The organism is Micromonospora sp. CA-246542, assembly GCF_050942905.1.
GTDB lineage: Bacteria > Actinomycetota > Actinomycetes > Mycobacteriales > Micromonosporaceae > Micromonospora.
In genome coordinates this window covers 213,885-231,899 of sequence record NZ_CP192040.1, presented here as the reverse complement: position 1 = coordinate 231,899, position 18,015 = coordinate 213,885, and the positions used below count along the sequence as shown (strand labels likewise).

15 protein-coding genes, 3 tRNA genes and 2 pseudogenes are annotated in these 18,015 nt (G+C 71.3%); 10 read left to right on the top strand and 10 right to left on the bottom strand.

Features of this window, described 5'->3' with window-relative positions; all coding sequences use genetic code 11:
- Window positions 1–11: 11 nt before the first annotated feature.
- The 5 genes and pseudogenes from ACQP0N_RS01140 to ACQP0N_RS01120 all read right to left on the bottom strand — a co-directional run.
- Window positions 12–971: a carbohydrate ABC transporter permease gene (locus ACQP0N_RS01140; RefSeq protein ID WP_355048381.1), complete on the bottom strand. Its 960-nt coding sequence runs from the start codon at window positions 969–971 to the stop codon at window positions 12–14.
- An 83-nt stretch (window positions 972–1,054) separates the two neighbouring features.
- On the bottom strand, window positions 1,055–2,434 hold the full coding sequence (locus ACQP0N_RS01135; RefSeq protein ID WP_433116837.1) for an ABC transporter substrate-binding protein: 1,380 nt from the start codon (window positions 2,432–2,434) through the stop codon (window positions 1,055–1,057).
- Between the two features lie 294 nt (window positions 2,435–2,728).
- Entirely contained in the window at window positions 2,729–3,733 is a 1,005-nt protein-coding gene (locus tag ACQP0N_RS01130; protein WP_433116835.1) for a LacI family DNA-binding transcriptional regulator, read from the bottom strand.
- A gap of 101 nt (window positions 3,734–3,834) precedes the next feature.
- A pseudogene (locus ACQP0N_RS01125) lies at window positions 3,835–4,212 on the bottom strand (NAD(P)/FAD-dependent oxidoreductase); the annotation flags it as partial.
- Window positions 4,213–4,325: 113 nt separating this feature from the next.
- Window positions 4,326–5,310: pseudogene (locus ACQP0N_RS01120) on the bottom strand (dihydrolipoyl dehydrogenase family protein); the annotation flags it as partial.
- Window positions 5,311–5,399: 89 nt separating this feature from the next.
- On the opposite strand from ACQP0N_RS01120, the gene ACQP0N_RS01115 reads away from it, so the two are divergent.
- Window positions 5,400–6,476: a serine hydrolase domain-containing protein gene (locus tag ACQP0N_RS01115; protein WP_433116833.1), complete on the top strand. Its 1,077-nt coding sequence runs from the start codon at window positions 5,400–5,402 to the stop codon at window positions 6,474–6,476.
- Here the strand turns inward: ACQP0N_RS01115 and ACQP0N_RS01110 are convergent, their stop codons facing one another.
- On the bottom strand, window positions 6,477–7,802 hold the full coding sequence (locus tag ACQP0N_RS01110; RefSeq protein ID WP_433116831.1) for a cryptochrome/photolyase family protein: 1,326 nt from the start codon (window positions 7,800–7,802) through the stop codon (window positions 6,477–6,479). It lies immediately after the preceding gene.
- A complete protein-coding gene (locus ACQP0N_RS01105; RefSeq protein ID WP_433116829.1) occupies window positions 7,799–8,722 on the bottom strand; it encodes a phytoene/squalene synthase family protein in 924 nt (307 codons plus the stop codon). Before ACQP0N_RS01105 ends, ACQP0N_RS01110 begins: the two co-directional genes overlap by 4 nt.
- A 64-nt stretch (window positions 8,723–8,786) precedes the next feature.
- Between ACQP0N_RS01105 and ACQP0N_RS01100 the strand changes: the two genes are divergently transcribed.
- The 8 genes from ACQP0N_RS01100 (at window position 8,787) to ACQP0N_RS01065 (ending at window position 14,369) form a co-directional block, all read left to right on the top strand.
- Window positions 8,787–9,929, top strand: coding sequence for a polyprenyl synthetase family protein (locus tag ACQP0N_RS01100; protein ID WP_433116827.1), 1,143 nt, complete (start codon window positions 8,787–8,789; stop codon window positions 9,927–9,929).
- A 28-nt stretch (window positions 9,930–9,957) separates the two neighbouring features.
- On the top strand, window positions 9,958–11,439 hold the full coding sequence (gene crtI / locus ACQP0N_RS01095; RefSeq protein WP_433116825.1) for a phytoene desaturase family protein: 1,482 nt from the start codon (window positions 9,958–9,960) through the stop codon (window positions 11,437–11,439).
- On the top strand, window positions 11,436–12,059 hold the full coding sequence (gene idi, locus ACQP0N_RS01090; protein WP_433116823.1) for an isopentenyl-diphosphate Delta-isomerase: 624 nt from the start codon (window positions 11,436–11,438) through the stop codon (window positions 12,057–12,059). The genes crtI and idi overlap by 4 nt, the downstream gene beginning before the upstream one ends.
- Window positions 12,049–12,993: a MerR family transcriptional regulator gene (locus ACQP0N_RS01085; protein WP_433116821.1), complete on the top strand. Its 945-nt coding sequence runs from the start codon at window positions 12,049–12,051 to the stop codon at window positions 12,991–12,993. The genes idi and ACQP0N_RS01085 overlap by 11 nt, the downstream gene beginning before the upstream one ends.
- 75 nt (window positions 12,994–13,068) lie before the next feature.
- Complete coding sequence (locus ACQP0N_RS01080) at window positions 13,069–13,875, top strand: polysaccharide deacetylase family protein (protein WP_433116819.1); 807 nt, start codon at window positions 13,069–13,071, stop codon at window positions 13,873–13,875.
- 143 nt (window positions 13,876–14,018) lie between these two features.
- A tRNA-Glu gene (locus ACQP0N_RS01075) sits at window positions 14,019–14,091 on the top strand.
- Window positions 14,092–14,122: 31 nt separating this feature from the next.
- Window positions 14,123–14,196 (top strand) — tRNA-Asp (locus ACQP0N_RS01070).
- 99 nt (window positions 14,197–14,295) lie between these two features.
- Window positions 14,296–14,369, top strand: a tRNA-Phe gene (locus ACQP0N_RS01065).
- Window positions 14,370–14,706: 337 nt separating this feature from the next.
- Here ACQP0N_RS01065 and ACQP0N_RS01060 read toward each other — a convergent pair.
- Together ACQP0N_RS01060 and ACQP0N_RS01055 are read right to left on the bottom strand one after the other, a co-directional pair.
- Entirely contained in the window at window positions 14,707–15,033 is a 327-nt protein-coding gene (locus ACQP0N_RS01060; protein WP_433116818.1) for a hypothetical protein, read from the bottom strand.
- 199 nt (window positions 15,034–15,232) lie between these two features.
- A complete protein-coding gene (locus ACQP0N_RS01055) occupies window positions 15,233–16,402 on the bottom strand; it encodes a hypothetical protein (RefSeq protein WP_433116816.1) in 1,170 nt (389 codons plus the stop codon).
- 164 nt (window positions 16,403–16,566) lie between these two features.
- Here ACQP0N_RS01055 and ACQP0N_RS01050 point away from each other — a divergent pair, with 164 nt between their 5' ends.
- Window positions 16,567–17,091, top strand: a complete 525-nt coding sequence (locus ACQP0N_RS01050) for an SRPBCC family protein (protein ID WP_355048395.1) — start codon at window positions 16,567–16,569, stop codon at window positions 17,089–17,091.
- Between the two features lie 93 nt (window positions 17,092–17,184).
- Here ACQP0N_RS01050 and ACQP0N_RS01045 read toward each other — a convergent pair whose 3' ends face one another.
- The gene (locus ACQP0N_RS01045) at window positions 17,185–17,889 is read right to left on the bottom strand and encodes a DUF2786 domain-containing protein (RefSeq protein WP_433116814.1); all 705 of its coding nucleotides are present in this window, start codon (window positions 17,887–17,889) and stop codon (window positions 17,185–17,187) included.
- Window positions 17,890–18,015 lie beyond the last annotated feature (126 nt).

Below are 18,015 nucleotides of genomic sequence, written 5' to 3'. Positions count from 1 at the left end.
TGCGCGCCGTCCTAGTCCTGTTTCGCAGTCAGCCGCACGTACACGGCGGAGAAGCCGGCCAGCACCACGAGCATGAGCACGCCGAGGGCGGCAGCGCCGTTGAGGTCGTTCTGGAAGAACCCGTGCTGGTAGATGAGGTACGCCACGGTGGTCGCGGAATCCTCCGCGCCCGCGCCGTTGGCGAGGATCAGTGGCTCGATGAAGAGCTGCATCGTGGCGACGATCTGGATCATCGCCAGGAGCGCGAGGATGAGCCGGGTCTGCGGGATCGTCACGTGGCGGATCCGCTTGAGGATCCCGGCGCCGTCGAGCTCGGCGGCCTCGTACAGCTCGCCGGGGATGTTCTGTAGCGACGCCAGGTAGATCAGGACGGCGCCACCCATGTTCATCCAGGTGGACGCGATCACCATGGCCGGCATCGTCATCTCCGGCGACTGCATCCACTGCGACGTCGGCAGGTGCAGCGCCTTGAGGATCGCGTTGAAGAGCCCGGCCTCGCTCGGGTCGTACGCGTAGAACTTGAAGAGGTACAGGGCCGAGGCCGGCGGCAGCATCACCGGCAGGTAGACCAGGATCCGCAGGTAGCCCTTGGCGTGCCGGAACTCGTTGAGCAGGATCGCCACGAAGAACGGCACCGCGTACCCGAGCACGAGCGCGAGCAGCGTGAAGTAGAAGGTGTTCTTCCACGCCGGCCAGAAACTGGGGTCGGCGAGGAGACGGGTGTAGTTGTCCCAGCCCACCCAGGTCGTCTCGCCGCGCCTGGTCCGCTGGAAGCTCATGACGACGCCACGGACCATCGGGTACCAGGAGAAGACCAGGAAGCAGAGCACGGCGCCGATCAGGAAGGCGTGCCCGGTGAGGTTGTCCCGTACCTTGCGGCCGAGGCTCGTACGCTGCTTCGGCCCTGCCGCGTACGACGGCATCGGGCGGCCCGGTTTCCCGGGGGCCTGGGGGGCGGCGGTGATCGCCACGGCACACTCCTGCGGAGATCGGTGAGGCGGACGGTACGGCGCCGGGGTGTGGGGGCCGGTGCGACGGCCCCCACACCTGCGGATCAGCTCTCCGCGGCGAGGAGCTGGTTGACCTTGTCTTCGGCCGTCTTGAGCAGCGCGTCGATGTTCGCGTTCGGGTTCGTCAACACCCCGGACATCGCGGCGTCGAGCACCGCGTAGATCGCCTGGGCGTTACGCGGCTCGCCCTTGATCGGCACCGGGGTCGCCTCGAAGAGGGCGAAGTTCGTGGTGTCGACGTTGGCGTTGGCCTTGCGCAGCTCGAGTTCCTGCTTCTGCACCTCACTGCCGTTGGCGAACAGCAGCGGCTGCGGCAGACCCACCGGGTAGTTCTGCGGCTTGGCGCGCACGTAGTCGAACTGGCCCTTGCCCGGGGTCAACTTCTGGTACGCGACCCACTTCAGACCGGCCTTGACCTGCTCGGGAGAGAGGTCCTTCTTGAAGAAGTAGCCCTCACCGCCGCCGAGCGTGCCCTTCGCCGGGCCGTCCTGGCCGGGCAGCGGGCTCATCGCCCAGTCCTGGAACTTGCCCTGGAACTGGCTGACGATCGCCTGGGTGGCGTCCGGCGCGCCGATGAACATGCCGACCTTGCCCGCGCCGGCGTTGGTGAGCAGGTCACCCCACTGGAGCAGCTGACGGGAGCCCATGCTGTTGTCGCCGTACCGCATGTCCTTGATGTTCTGCAGGACCTGCTTGCCCATCGGGTTGTTGAAGTCGGCCTTCTTGCCGTCGGCCGTGAGCACCTGGCCGCCCTGCGAGTAGAGCAGCGAGGTGAAGTGCCAGCCGCCGGTGTTGCCGGCGCTGTACTCCGAGTAGCCGGCGATGCCGTTGCCGAGCGCCGAGATCTTCTTGGCGGCGGCCCGGACCTCGCCCCACGTCTTGGGCGGGTTGTTGACGTCCAACCCCGCCTGCTGGAACAGGACCTTGTTGTAGACCAGGCCCATCGAGTAGTTCTTCACCGGTACGGCGTAGAGCTTGCCGTTGTCGGTGAAGACCTCCTTGAGCGCCGGGTCGACGCTGTCCCAGGTGGAGATCGTGTCCTTGTTGACGTACTGGGAGATGTCCATCGCCTGACCGGAGTCGAGCACCTGCTGAAGATCCGTCATGTATCCGTAGAACACGTCGGTGACGGTGCCGCCGGCCAGGCGGGCGGTGAAGTCCGGCGGGTTGTTGCACTGCTCGCCGACGCTCACGCTCTTGATGACGATGTCCGGGTTCTGCTTCTGGAACTCGGCGACGTCGTCGTTCCAGTTCTTCAACAGCTCTTTCTGCGCGCCGACCGGCTGGCAGTCGACGGTGATGGTGACCTTGCCGCCGGCGGTCGAGTCCTTGTCGTCACTCTTCGTGGAGCATGCCGTGAGGCTGAACCCCAGGCCGGCCACGAGCGCCAGGGTCGCAGCCCTTCGGTATTGCGGTACGGACATCTGTCCATCCCTTCGGGAACGGGTGTCTCCGTGAGGTGCGCTTATCTGCGGTGATGCGACCTGACGCCCTGTAGCTGTGCCGGAGCCAGGTGTGAGTGGAGTCACTGTAACGAGCACGACTCATTTCAGCAAGGTGTCGACGATGTTTTGAAAGGACGCGACATCAGGGCGACAGACGGCGACAGGATGCGGGATTGCGCCCGTTATGCGGCTACTTGGGCACCAAAAAGGCCGTCGACCGCGAGAGCGGTCAACGGCCTTCGGGAAGGGGCGGTCAGTAGGCCAGGAGCGCGATCACCGGCGGGGTGCGGGCGCGGTCGAGCCGCGGACCACCAGCTCCGGCTCGAACAGCAGCTCGTCCTGGAGGACGCCGGCACCCTCGATCTGGGTCACCAGCAGGTCCACCGCCGCCTGCCCCATCGTCTCGATCGGCTGCCGGACGGTGGTCAACGGCGGATCGGTGCACGTCATGAACGCGGAGTCGTCGAAGCCCACCACCGAGATGTCCGTCGGCACCGCACGACCCAGACGCCGGGCGGCCCGGATCGTCCCCAGAGCAAGGACGTCGCTGGCGCAGATGATGCCGGTGACGCCCCGCTCGACCAGTTTCGTGGCGGCGACCCGGGCGCCCTCCATCGAGAAGCTGGAACGCTCGACGCACTCCTGTTCGGCGGCACCCCAGTCGGCGGCCTGCACCATCGCGTCCAGCTTGCGGCGGGACGGTACGTGCCCCTCCGGGCCGAGCACCATGCCGATCCGCTCGTGGCCGAGCGAGCGCAGATGCCCGTACGCCTGCTCCACCGCCACCGCGTCGTCGGTCGAGACCCGGGGAAAGCCCAGCTCGTCCACACCGGCGTTGACCAGCACCACCGGGAGGCCCCGGTCGGTCAGCCGTCGGTAGTGGTCGTGCTTGGCGTCGGCGAGCGCGTACGAGCCGCCGGCGAAGATCACGCCGGACACCTGGTGGTCGAGGAGCATCTCGACGTAGTCCATCTCGGACACGCCGCCGATGGTGCGGGCGCACAGGGCCGGCGTGTAACCGCGCTGGGCGAGCGTCCCGGTCACCACCTCGGCGAGCGCCGGGAAGATCGGGTTCTGCAACTCGGGCAGCACCAGCCCGACCAGCCGGGCACGCTCACCGCGCAGCTTGGTTGGCCGCTCGTAGCCGAGCACGTCGAGCGCGGTCAGCACCGCCGTCCGGGTCGCCTCGGAGACACCGTCCCGACCGTTGAGCACCCGGCTGACGGTGGCCTCGCTGACGCCCGCCTTCTTGGCAACTTCAGTCAACCGCTTGGTCACGGCCGCAATCGTACGTCACAGAAATGAAAGAAATGAACCGCAAGACGGTCGGATTTTGCTAAGCAACTGTCGCAGCTTGCCAGGCTTCAACCGGTTCGTCGTCAGGACAGATCGCGCAGCGCGTCCTCGATGGCACGGTGGAACGTCGGGTACGCGTAGATCATGTGCCGCAGTTGGCTCAGCGGCACGGCCGCGTGCACCGCCACCACGAGCGCCGACAGCACCTCACCACCGGCCGGGCCGACCGACGTCGCGCCGATCAGCACGCCCTGGTCGGCGTCCGCGACGAGCTTGATGAAGCCCTCGTCGCCGACCCGGTGGATCCAACCCCGGGTCGAGCTGCCCAGTTTGGTGAATCCGACCTGCACGTTGATGCCGCGTTCGCGGGCCTGCCGCTCGGTCAGCCCGACGGCGCCGACCTCGGGATCGGTGAAGGTCACCCGGGGCAGCGCGCGGTAGTCGGCGCGCGGGACGGTGCCGGCCGAACCGCTCGATCCGCTGGCGGCCAGCGAACTGGAGGAGCCCATCGCGCCGCCGACGACGCTGGCGGTCCCGCTCGCGTCCGGGCCGGCCGTCGCCTGTCGGTAGTGGGCGAGGACGTCGGACACCACGATGGCCGCCTGGTACATGGCGATGTGCGTGAACGCCCCCTCGCCGGTCAGGTCACCCACCGCCCAGATGCCCTCGGTGACGTGCATCCGGTCGTCCACCGGCAGGTAACGCTGCTCGGCGTCGACACCGACGGTGTCCAGCCCCAACTCCTCCAGGTGCGCCCGACGCCCGGTGACGACGAGCAGGCGCTCGGCGGTGAACTCCGTCCCACCACCGCCGTGCAGCGTGAAACGGTCGCCGTCATGGTCGACCCGTTCGGCGCGTACCCCGGTGTGGATCTCGACGCCGTCGGCGCGCAGCGCGGCGGCGGCCACGTCGGAGGCCTCCGGCTCCTCCACGGCCAGCACCCGGTCCAACGCCTCCACCACGGTGACGCGGACGCCGAAGCGCGCGAAGACCTGGGCCAGTTCCAGCCCGATCGCGCCACCACCGAGCACCAGCATCGACTCCGGCAGTTCCTCGACCTCGATCGCCTGGTGGTTGGTCCAGTACGGCGTGTCGGCCAAGCCGTCGATCGGCGGCACCGAGGGCCGGGTACCGGTGCCCAGGACGATGCCGTGCCGGGCCTGGAACACCTGGTCGCCGACGCGGACGCGCCCCGGGCCGTCGAGCCGGCCACTGCCCCGGACGAACCGGCCACCCTTGCCGGTGAACCGGTCGACCGCGACCTTGTCGTCCCAGGTGTCGGTGGCCTCCTCGCGGATCCGCTTCGCCACCGGCGCCCAGTCCGGCTGGACCTGCGCCGTACCCGCCAGCCCGTCGACCCGACGCGCCTCGGCCAGCGCGTTCGCGGCCCTGATCATCATCTTGCTCGGGATGCAGCCCCAGTACGGGCACTCGCCGCCGACGAGGTCCCGCTCGACACCGACGACACTCAGGCCGGCCTCGGCGAGTCGCTCGGCCACCTCCTCGCCGCCGACTCCGAGGCCCACCACGACAACGTCCACCAGCTCCGGCTCCGCCACCGGAACAGCATCCCCCAGCGGTGCCGTCCGGACCACCGGGGTCCGGAAAGTCGGCGGGCGTACCGCGCCGGAGCGCCTACGGTGATCCGATGCACGCACGCTTCGCCCCCGTCCGGGACTGCTTCCACGACCTGCTGACCGCCGGTCGGGAGACCGGCGCCAGCCTCACCATCTGGTACGACGGCCAGCCGGTGGTCGACCTGGTGGGCGGGTTCCGCGCCGGTGACGGGCCGTCCGGCCAACCGTGGCGGCCGGACACGCTGGTCAACGTCTACTCGGTCGGCAAGCCGGTGGCCGCGCTGTGCCTGCTGCTGCTCGTCGACCGGGGACGGGTCGACCTGGACTCCCCCGTGCAGCGGTACTGGCCGGAGTTCCATACCCCGGCCACCGTGCGGCACGTGTTGTCGCACACCGCCGGTCTGCCGGCGTTCCCCGTGCCCCGACCGGCCAGCGCGATCGCGGACTGGGCGCTGCTCGCCGGCGACCTGGCCGCCGCCGACCCCGAATGGCCGCCCGGGTCGTTGGCCGGCGAGCACGCCTGGACGTACGGCCACCTGGTGGGCGAGCTGGTCCGCCGGGTGGACGGCCGCAGCGTGGGCCGCTTCCTCGCCGACGAGATCGCCGGCCCGTGGCAGCTCGACCTCGGGTTCGGGCTGGCCGAGACGGACCAACGGCGCTGCGCGGACCTGCGCTACGGCGACCCGGAGTGGCCGATCCGCAAACTGGGCGAGCCGGAGACACTCCGGGCGAGGGCGATGGGCAACCCGGCCGGTGGGCTGGACCTCGCCGTGCTGAACAGTCCGCTGTGGCGGGGTGCCGAGATGCCGGCGGTCAACCTGCACGCCACCTCCGTGGGCCTGGGCCGGCTCTACGCGGGCCTGCTGGCCGGCGGCGTCCTGGACGGCGTACGGCTGTTCAGCCCGGCCCTTCTCGACGAGGCGACCCGGGTCCAGTACGACGGCCCGGACCTGGTGCTGGACCGCCGGGCCCGGTGGACGCTGGGCATGCAGTGGGAGCCCGACCTCAGTTGGGGCATGGGCGGGCTCGGGGGCAGCAGCGCCTGGGCCGACCCGGTGCGGGGCTACACGCTCGCATACGTCACGGCACAGCTCGCCGAGCACGACCGGGTCGACGAGTTGGCCGAGGCACTGCACTCCTGCCTCTGATCAGCGCAGCCAGACCGGATCGGCGCCGGGCACGGTGAGCGGCGGCGGATAGTCAAGCGTGCGGCGGAGGTCGTCGGGCAGCTTCCACGGCTGGTGGATGGCCTTACCCGACACCTTCGCCAACTCCGGCACCCACCGGCGTACGTAGTCGCCGGCCGGGTCGTACCGCTCGGCCTGCCGGACCGGGTTGAACCCCCGGTACGGCTTGGTGTCGTTACCGGTGCCGGCGACCCACTGCCAGTTGCCGGAGTTGTTGGCCACGTCGCCGTCGAGGAGCCAGCGGAAGAAGACCTGCACGCCGGCCCGCCAGTCCTGCCCCAGGTGCTTGGTCAGGTAGCCGGCGGTGATCAGCCGGGCCCGGTTGTGCTGCCAACCCTGGGCCCGCATCTGTCGCATCCCGGCGTCCACGATCGGCAGGCCCGTCCGGCCCTCGGTCCAGGCGGCGAGGGCGTCGTCGCCGTAGCGCCACTCTTCGGTGGCGCCCCGCCGGTAGGCGGCCGTCGAGATCGCCGGGAACGCGGCGGTGACCTGGTAGTAGAAGTCGCGCCAGCAGATCTGCCGCACGAACGGCCCGGAGCGGTCGCCGGCCCGGTTCGCCACCGACAGCGGCGACACGCAACCGAAGCGCAGGTACGGGCTGAGGCGGGAGGTGTCGTCGCCGGCCATGTCGTCGTGCTGGTCGTCGTACCGGCCCAGCTCGGGCAGCCAGTCGGTGAGCCGCTGCCGGGCGACGCGTTCGCCGCCGACGGCCGCGTCCGGTGACTCCCCCGCCGGCAGCGCCGGCAACCGGCCCACGCTCACCCCGTCGGGCAGCACGATCCGCCGGGGCGCGGCCAACTCCTCGCGCCAACGCGCGGCGGCCCACGCCCGGTGGTACGGGCTGAACACCCGGTAGTGGTCGCCTCCGCCGCCGGGACGCAGCGCACCCGGCTCGACGACCGTCAGCCCCGGGAAGAGCCGCAGGTGCAGCCGGTGCCGTTCGCACTCGTCGCGCAGCCGGCGCTCCCGGCGGCGCGCGTAGTGACTGACGTCGGCGGAGAGCGCGACGGCGGTGGCACCGACCTTGCCGGCCAGCCCGATCGTCTCGGCCACCGGGTCGCCGCGCCGCACCACCAGGTCGCCGCCGCGCTCGCGCAACGCCTCGCGCAGGTCGGCGAGCGCCTGGTGCAGGAACCGGGTGCGGTTGGCCGACAAGTCGGCCAGGGCCGGGTCGAGCACGTACAACGGCACCACCCGGTCGAACGCCGCACAGGTCGTCGCCAGCGCCGGGTGGTCGTGCACCCGCAGGTCGCGGGTGAAGAGCACGACCGCGGTGCCCCCGCTCACCGGGCCGCCGGCTGGGCCGTCGGGCCCGGGATCGTGACCGGGGTACCCGTCGACGTCAGCAGAGCACGCGCGGCCACCGCCATCCGTCGCCGCCGCGGCACCAGGGCGCGGCGGGCGAAGACGTCGTAGTCCTGCGCGGCCACCTCGTCGAGGATGCCGCCGTAGAGCGCGTACGCCGTGCGCATGCACGCCTGCGAGGCGGGAGCGAGCATGGTGATGCCCGGCGCGGCGGCGGCATAGTGCGCCTGGGCCCGGGTCACCTCGTACTCGATCAACTCGCGGGTGCGGGGCGTGCCCTGCCCCCGGTCGCGGGCCTCGATCAGCTCCTCGCGGGTGACGCCGAACTTCGCCAGATCCTCGTCGGGGAGGTAGGTGCGGCCCCGATCGAGGTCCTCGGCGACGTCCCGGATGAAGTTGGTGAGCTGGAAGGCGAAGCCGAGCTGCCGGGCCGGCTCGCGGGCCGCCGCCGGGTCGGAGCTGCCCAGGATCGGCAACATCATCGTGCCGATCACCGCCGCCGAACCCTCCATGTAGTCGAGCAGGTGGTCGTACGTCGGGTACGAGGTGACCGTCAGGTCCATCGCCATGCTCTTGAGAAACGACGCGAAGTCGTCCCGGTCGAGATCGAAGATGGCGATCGTGTGCAGCACGGCCGGCAGCAGCGGGTCGTCAACCGACGCGCCGTGCAGGCCGGCCACGAACCTGCTGGCCCAGTCGTCGAGCAGGGCGGCCCGCTCGGCAGGTGGGAGAGCCTCGGTGCTGTCGACGATCTCGTCGGCGTACCGCGTGAATCCGTAGAGAGCGTGCACATGTCGTCGTTTCCACGCGGGAAGCAGCCGGGTGGCGAGATAGTAGGTGCGGCCATGGCGTTTGTGCAGCTCACGGCACCGGTCATAGGCAGCGGCGAGATCCGTTTCCACCGGCCCTCCTCAGATATCGACGCACCAATCGACGCAACTCGTACCCTAGGGTACGCTCGCCCACATGGCCAACGACGCAGTTGCGGGCAACGCGGTACGTGTGGCGCCAGCGGAGCCAGGCGAGCGGGACGACCCGGTCCGCGCTGTCCTGGCCGCATACACCCAGGACCTGATCACGGCGGTCGACGAGACCCTGTCGACCTTCCTCACCGCCGAGGTCGACGCACTCACCGAGATCGACGCGGCCATGGGCAGATTCGCGTCCGCCGCACGCGCGGCCGTGCTGTCCGGGGGAAAACGGATCCGGTCCACGTTCGGCTACTGGGGCTGGCGCGGGACCGTCGGTGGCGACGAACGGCTCACCGCGGTCCTACCCGCGCTCGCCGCCCTCGAACTGCTGCACACCTTCGCGCTCGTCCACGACGACGTGATGGACGCCTCCACCACCCGTCGCGGCCGGCCCACCGCGCACGTCGCCCTCGCGGCCCAGCACGTCGCCGCCGGCCACCGGGGCGACCCGGACCGGTTCGGCGAGGCCGCCGCCGTACTGATCGGCGACCTCTGCATGGTCTGGGCCGACAAGCTGCTCGCCCGCGCCACCATCACCCCGGCCCGGCTGTTCGAGGTCCGCCGCTGCTACGACCAGATGCGGGTCGAGACGGTCGCCGGGCAGTACCTGGACGTGCTCGGCGAGAACGACCCGGACAGCTGGTCGGTCGACCGGGCGCTGCGGGTGGCCCGCTACAAGACCGCCAGCTACACGGTGCAGCGACCACTGCTGTTCGGCGCCCGCCTGGCCGCGGTGACGGCCGACGACGCGCTGGTCACCGCGTACACCCGCTACGGGCTGGCCGTCGGCGAGGCGTTCCAGCTCCGCGACGACCTGCTCGGCGTCTACGGCGACCCGGAGTCGACCGGTAAACCGGCCGGCGACGACCTGCGCGTCGGCAAGCCCACCACGCTGCTCATGCTGGCCCGCCAACTGGCCACGCCGAGCCAGCTCCGGGCGCTGGAGCAGACCGACGGCGAACCCGTCGAACGGCTCGCCGACGTGGTCGCCGCGACCGGTGCGGTGGCCCGGGTCGAACGGATGATCGCCGAGCGGGTGGGCGATGCCCTGGCCGCGCTCGACAGCGCGCCCGTGGACCGGACGGCGCGTACCGCGCTGACCGGGTTGGCCACCGCTGCCACCAGTCGGCGGGCCTGATGACCGAGGATCTCGAGGAGGTGGTCACGTGCGGACGGTGACGGGACGGACGGACCGGGTGGTGGTCGTGGGCGCCGGGCTGGGTGGGCTCGCCTGCGCGCTGCACCTCGCCGGCAGCGGCCGGCAGGTGACGGTGCTGGAGCGCGAGTCGGTCCCCGGCGGACGGGCCGGCCGGCTCACGGTCGACGGCTACGAGTTCGACACCGGCCCGACCGTGCTCACCATGCCCGACCTCATCGCCGAGGCGCTCGGGGCCGTCGGCGAGGAGCTGCGCGACTGGCTCGACCTGACCCCGCTGGACCCGGCGTACCGGGCGTACTACCCGGACGGGTCGACCCTCGATGTACGCACCGACACCACCCGGATGGCGGCCGAGATCTCCCGGGTCTGCGGTCCCCGTGAGGCCGACGGCTACCTGCGCTTCGTCGACTACTCGCGCGAGCTGTGGCGGCTGGAGCGGGCCGACTTCATCGAGCGCAACCTGGACGCGCCGACCGACCTGCTCACCGGCAACCTGCTCAAGCTACTCACCGGAGGGGCCTTCCGCCGCCTCCAGACCAAGATCAACCAGTTCTTCCGGGACCCACGTACCCAGCGGATCTTCTCCTTCCAGGCGATGTACGCCGGGCTCGCCCCGCACGACGCGCTGGCCATCTACGCGGTCATCGCGTACCTCGACTCGGTGGCCGGGGTCTACTTCCCCCGGGGCGGCATCCACGCGGTCTCCCGCGCGATGGCCGGCGCGGCCGAGAAGCACGGCGTGCAGATCCGGTACGACACCACGGTGACCCGGGTGGAGACCGCGAACGGCCGGGCCACCGGCGTGCTGACCGCCGACGGCGAGCTGGTGCCGGCGGACGTGGTGGTGCTCAACCCGGACCTGCCGGTCGCCTACCGGGACCTGCTGCCCGCCGCGCCCGCGCGACGCCTCACCTACTCGCCGTCCTGCGTCGTCCTGCACGTCGGCTCGCGGCAGGGCTATGCGAAGATCGCCCACCACAACATCCACTTCGGACGCGCGTGGAAGGGCACCTTCGATGAGGTCATCCGCAGGGGTGAGCTGATGACCGACCCGTCGCTGCTCGTCACGAATCCCAGCCGGACCGACCCGTCGGTGGCACCGGCGGATCGGCACACCTACTACGTGCTCGCGCCCGTGCCGAACCTCGACCGGGCGCAGTTCGAGTGGCGTGGCGACCTGACCCAGCGGTACGGCGACCAGCTCATCGCGACGCTGGAGGAGCGAGGCTACGTCGGGTTCGGTGACGGCGTCGAGGTGCTGCGGGCGGTCACCCCCGCCGAGTGGGCCGAGCAGGGCATGGCCGCCGGCACGCCGTTCGCCGCCGCGCACACCCTCTTCCAGACCGGTCCGTTCCGCCCGTCGAACCTGCACCGACACCTGTCGAACGTCGTCTTCGTCGGCTCCGGCACCCAACCCGGCGTGGGCGTACCGATGGTGCTGATCTCTGGCAAGCTGGCCGCCGGCCGGATCACGGGGGAGGGACGATGAGCAGTCGCGAGGACCATCTCGTCGAGCTGGTCGACGACGCCGGGCGAGCCCACGGCGACACCACCGTCGCCGCCGCACACCAACCGCCGGGGCAACTGCACCGGGCGTTCTCGGTGATGCTCGTCGACCCGGACGGTCAGGTGCTGTTGCAACGACGGGCCGCGGTCAAGACCCGCTTTCCGCTGCGGTGGGCGAACTCCTGCTGCGGCCACCCCCGGCCGGGCGAGTCGCTCACCGAGGCGGCCAACCGGCGGCTGCGTGAGGAGCTGGGCACCGGTCCGGTCGAACTGACCCAGGTGGGCGTCTACGTCTACTACGCCGAGGACCCCACCACCGGTCGGGTCGAGTTCGAGTACGACCACGTGCTGCGCGGCGAGTTCCGGCCCGTCGCACCACTGCGCCCCGACCCGGACGAGGTGGCCGAGCTGCGCTGGGCCGACCCGGCCGCCCTGGAAGCCGACCTCGACCGGGACCCTCGTTCGTACGCGCCCTGGCTGGGCGGGGTGGTGAACCGCCTGTTGCGCCCCTCGGGGTCCTCGTCGGACACCCCCGGCTCCACCAGCACGACCCCGCCCGGATCGCCGGCGGACGACGCGGTGGAGCGGTCGGGTGGCCGATGAGGCGTTGAGCGCGGGCGCCGTCGCGCGCCGGCTGGGGGTCGCGGTCACCACGCTGCGTACCTGGCACCAGCGCTACGGGCTCGGGCCCAGCGAGCACGTGCCCGGCCATCACCGCCGGTACACACCGGCCGACCTGGCCCGTCTCGAAACCATGCGGCGACTGACCGCCGAGGGCGTCAGCCCGGCCGAGGCGGCTCGATGGGCCCGGCAGGCACCGGACCGCGCGCACCTGGACACCGTCGCCCGGGATCGGATCCGTCCGACGAGCCGCGACGGTGGCGGCGCCATCGGGGTGGGCCGCGCCGGACCGGCGGCCCGGGGCCTGGCCCGCGCTGCCATGCGCCTGGACGCGGCGGTGATCAACGAGACGATCGCGCACACGATCGCCGCCAGCGGGGTCGTCGCCACCTGGGAGACCCTGCTGCGACCGGTGCTCGCCGGCATCGGTGACCGGCATGTCGCCACCTCCGGCCTCATCGAGGTGGAGCACTTGGTCTCCCGGTGCGTGTCGGAGGCGTTCGCCGCGGCCAGCCGGGCCAATCCGCCCGCCGGGCCCGCCCGGATCCTGCTCTCCTGCGCCGACGAGGAGCAGCACACCCTGCCCCTGGAAGCACTGGCCGCCGCGCTCGCCGAGGCCGGGGTGGGCTACCGGATGCTGGGCGCCCGGGTGCCGGTGGCCGCCCTCGTCGAAGCGGTCAGCCGGACCGGACCGGCCGCCGTGGTCCTCTGGTCACACACCCGGGCCACCGCCGACCCGGCCCAGCTCAGCGCGCTCCTCGCCGCGCCCCGCCGCCCGCTGCTGATCCTCGCCGCCGGCCCGGGCTGGCGGGCTGACGGGCTGCCCGCCGGAGTGGTCCGGCCGGTCGACCTGGCCGAGGCGGTCTCGCTGGCGGTGGCGGTCCGCGACTCGCTGGACCAGTCGCAAGAGGCCTGACCGACCTGTCGGCTCCCCGGACGCTTCCACTACCGTCGAGTGGTCCGCCCACCCCGACCCTCCGGGAGCGAACAGATGCAAGCCCGCGCCGCCCTGGCGTCCGTCCTCGCCGTGGTGCTGGTCTTGTCCGGTTGCGCCCAGCCAGACACTGCCATCCACGTCGCCGGGCCGCCGCAGCCCGTCGAGTCGACCACCGGCCCCACGCCGAAACCCACCCCCTCGCCGAGCGCCACCCGCACCAAGCCGCCGAAACCGCCGCTGCGACCGCTGCCGGCGAAGCTCCCGGCCGGGCTCCGGCGCAACACCGGCGTACGGCCCGTGGCGCTGACCTTCGACGACGGGCCCAGCCCGGCCTGGACGCCGAAGGTGCTCGACCAGTTGAAGGCGGCCCACGTGACGGCCACCTTCTGCGTGGTGGGCCGTGAAGCCCAGCGGCATCCGGAGCTGATCCGGCGGATCGTCCGGGAGGGTCACCAACTGTGCAACCACAGTTGGCAGCACGACCTCGACCTCGCCCGCCGACCGGTCGCCGACATCAAGGCGGACCTGGCCCGGACCAACAAGGTCATCCAGACGGCCGCCCCGGGCACACCGGTGTCCTTCTACCGCCAGCCCGGCGGTCGGTGGACCTCGGAGGTCCTCGCCGTGGCCAAGGAACTCGGCATGCGCCCCCTGCACTGGGCCGTTGACCCGCAGGACTGGGACAAGCCCACCGCCGCCACGATCGCCAAGCGGGTCCACAACGCGGCACGTCCCGGCTCCATCGTGTTGCTGCACGACGGGGGCGGAAACCGGGCCGCGACGCTCGCCGCCTGCCCGCACCTGATCGCCGACCTGAAGCACCGCTACGGCATCACCCGACTCAAGGTAGATGGACCCTGAACTGCGGTTATGCGCTCACCGACGGCCCCGGCCATACCGGTTTTGTCGACCGGCCAGGCATCACGTATGCTTTCCAAGCCTCCGGCGGGGCCGGATGGGAGCAAGTCCGCTTGAAGTTGCGAATGTGCAATGATGGCGGGGCCGCCCTCATCGTCTAGCGGCCCAGGACGCCGCCCTTTCAAGGCGGTAGCACGGGTTCGAATCCCGTTGGGGGCACGACCGGCGCAAGCCGGAGCAACACAAGCTAGGTCCTGTGGAGCAGTTGGAGTGCTCGCCGCCCTGTCAAGGCGGAGGTCGCGGGTTCAAGTCCCGTCAGGACCGCAGCGCTGACGCCGCGCCTCGCGCGGCGTTCTGCGTATCGGAGCGTGTGATCCTGTCAGCAGCTCGATCTGCTGACGGGTAGCATGAGCCGAGCAACACGGCCAGGTAGCTCAGTTGGTACGAGCGTCCGACTGAAAATCGGAAGGTCGGCGGTTCGACCCCGCCCCTGGCCACATAGCCTTTCGCCGGGCTACAGAGGTCCCCACCAGCGAATACGCAGGTGGGGATCTTGCTTTTTGCCTTCGCTGCGTCAGTCGCCGATGCCCCTGGTTGACCCGTTCTGGCTAGTGATCACCGCCACTTGTCGCACGCAGATCGCACGCCGCTCCGCCTCTGCCGCCATCCCGTCGCCGCTGCCAGCTTCGGGAACTCGGCCGAGTACGCCGGGGCCACGGTGATGTCGCGCGACTGCCCGGCCCATCGCCATGCGGGGCTAGGGCCGGTTTCATAAGGGCGGTCGAGCCGAGGCGGAGTCCGGACGACGACCGGCCAGTTCTTATGAAACCGGCCCTAGCGGCGGAGCAGCGCCACCGATCCCGCCGCAGTCAGCAGAAGCAACAGGAACACCCCGATCAGTGCAACTCCCACTGGATAGGGCATAGGAATGAGGAACGTTGCGCCATACGCGACCAGGCCCGCGCCGCTCATGACCTGGGCGCAGCCCATCCGCACGGGTCGGGCCCGCTGAATCGGCGTCGGGCGTACCAGTCGAATCCAGGCTGCGGGAAACCGTCGTGAGGCGGCCACACGCACGCCCAGCACAGCCCAGGCGAGGCCGAGGACCACGGCCGCAAGGCTCACGGCGATCAGGACCGGGTCACCGTCATCCAGGCTCATACGGCCATCATCGATTGCACGTCAAGGCCGCGATCGCCGACAGATCGCACGGCGGCGTCACGTAACGCTCTGACGTGCGGATGCACGGGATCTTGCTATATCCGGCTACGTCCTTCCACAGCCTGATCGCGGCGGGTACGAGATCTTGGACAGTTTCCGTTCGGGCCGAACGGAAACTGTCCAAGATCTCGATGTGGTGTCACTGGTCCCCGCGGCCCTGTTGGCGGTGCTGGGCGATCCCACCCTGGATCGCCTCCCACACGCTGCGTCCGGCCTGGCGGATGCTTTCGCTCGCCTGCTCGGCGAGCTGCGCCGCGTTCTGGGCCGCTGCCTGCGCCCCGCCCGCGACACCGCCGCCATGCTGCTCACCACCTCGCTGGTGACCACCACCTGGCTGCTGGCCACCGCCCTGCTGACCTCCGCGCCGCTGCTCGCCGCTCGGGCCTCCGTCGGGCCGACCGTCCTCGCCTCGACTCCTCGGGCCGCCACCAGTCGCACCGCCACCAGTCGCACCACCGTCGGCCGGGCTGCCGCCGGTCGGGCCACCAGCCGGACGGCCTGCGCCCGGGCCGCCACCAGTCGCACCGCCGCCGGTCGGACCGCCACCGGCCGGACCGCCACCGGCCGGACCGCCACCACCGTCGGCCGGACCCGCATCAGCCCGACCACCGCCGGTCGGACCGCCGCCGGTCGGACCGCCGCCGGTCGGGCCACCAGCCGGACGGCCTGCGCCCGGACCGCCACCGGTCGCACCGCCGCCGGTCGGGCCGCCACCGCCGCCAGCAGGACCCGCATCAGCCCGACCGCCACCGGTCGCGGGAGGCCCGGGCGGGCCAGGAGCGGAGGTGGGAGCGGGCGGACCGGCCGGACTCTCCGGGCGTGCGGGTCGTGCCGGCGGTTGGTCGCCGACGGGCACACCCCTCCGCCCGACCGGTTCGTCGCCTACCCCGGCATGTTCTGCCCGGGCGGTGATCTCGGCAGCGCGGGCCGCCAACTGCTCGCTACTGCGGTTCACGTCGTCGAGCGCGCCGGTACCCGCGCGGGAGAGAGACTCGATGATCTGAGGGTTGTTGTCGATGGTGTCGAGCGCGCGGCCCAGGAGCGACACCAACTGCTCCAGTCGTACCCGTAGCTGCGCCTCGGCGTGCACCCCGTCGATGTCCAGTTCGACGCCGTGCAGGTGGACCCGTACGCCCGCGTCGAGTTGAAGCAGGTTGGCCAGCCGGGCACGCAGCGAGATGTCGGCGTCCAGCCCGTCCACGGCCAGCCGGATCGAGTCGACCGAGACCTTCGGGATGTCGAGGAGGACGTCCGGGTCTCCGGCGTCGGCGTCCCGCTCCGGCCGTCGCTGCTGCGCGTTCTCGCTCATGCTCTCCCGCTCCGCCCGTGCGCCGGCCCGTGGTCCGGGCCGTCCGGCGCGGTTACCCGCTTTCCGGCGGGCCATCCCGTGCGTGACGACTCGGCAACCCACTGTCTGGAAAAGGGCACTGCGGAAGCTGCACAGCCGGGCATCAGCCGGTATGGTCCGGGCCTATGGGACAGGGGATGGCTGATCCGGCCGACATTCGGCAGGACCTGGAACGCTTCTCCTTACGGTGCAGTCTCCTCGTCCCCGGGTCCGCCGAACGGGCGTTCGCCGTGTTCACCGACGAGCTGACCGAGTGGTGGGTCACCGAGTACACGTGGTCCGGTCCGGAAGCTCTCGCCGAGCTGGGCATGGAGCCCCGGGCGGGCGGAATGCTCTACGAGATCGGCCCGTACGGCTTCCGCGCCGACTGGGGTCGGGTGCTCACCTGGGATCCGCCTCGACGGCTGGTCTTCGCCTGGCAGCTCGGGCCGGACCGGGTGCCGGTGCCGGATCCGGCGAAGGCGAGCGAGGTGGAGGTGCTGTTCCTGCCGGACGGACCCGAACGGACCCGGGTCGAGCTGGAGCACCGGCACTTCGACCGGCACGGTGAGGCGGCCGAGGGCTATCGCAAGGCGCTCACGGCGGGCTGGCACGAGTTGCTCACCCGCTATCTCGCCACGGTGTCGCGCGGCGGCCCGCACACCGCCTGAGCCGAGCTGAGCCGCGCCGGGCCGAGCCGGGCCGGGCCGGGCCGGGCCGAGCCAGGCCGGGCCGAGGCCAGGCCGAGCCAGGCCAAACCGGGGTCAGTGGCCGAGTTGTCGACCGACCCCGCCGGTGTCGAGATTCCGGCCGCCCAGGTGAGCGCGGCTGCCCGCCTCGGCGCCGGAGCCGAAGCCCGTGCCGCCGAGGCGACGAGCCGGGGCGGTACGCAGTCGCGGGTACTCCTCGGTGAGCCGTCGCTGCACCCGGTCGGAGCGGTCGGCCAGCACCAACGCCATCGACGGGGCGCCTGACTCGCTGGCCGCCGCGGACTCGGCCGCCCAGAGCCGTCCCCCGATCACCTCCGCGAAGCCCGCGAGCCAGGAGCGTCGGAAGGCGGCCGGATGGTCGTCCGCCGGCACCGCCGTGGCCGCCAGACCGTGTGCGGCCTGTACGAGCAGCGACGTGAAGAGCAGATCCACGCGTTCGAGGTCGCTGGCGAAGCCGAACAGGTGGGCGACGAAGCCGTTGCCCTGCTTACGCCGGACGCAGCGGCAGCGCAGCGGCTCGGCGACCGCCGCGAGCAGGCCGACCTTGTCCCGCGCGTACGGAGCGACGATGTCGAGCACGCGGTCGCCGACCGGGTCGGTGGTCGGGTCGCGGACCGCGAGCAGCGCCCTGTCGACGCCGTACCGGGCGATCAGCTCGGTCGCCTTGGCGGTGAACGCCGCCGACTCGGCGGGCGTGCAGGCCGGATCCTCGGCCTGGGCGAGCAGCTTGCGCACCTTGCTGAGCATGGCCTCGGACATGCCCCAGAGCTATCACACCGGACCGACGATCCGGGATCACACCACTATTGATCGATCAGTATCATCGTCACGGTCAGCTCGTCCGTCCAATACGGACAGTCAGTTAACTGTTTTCGGAGGCCGCCT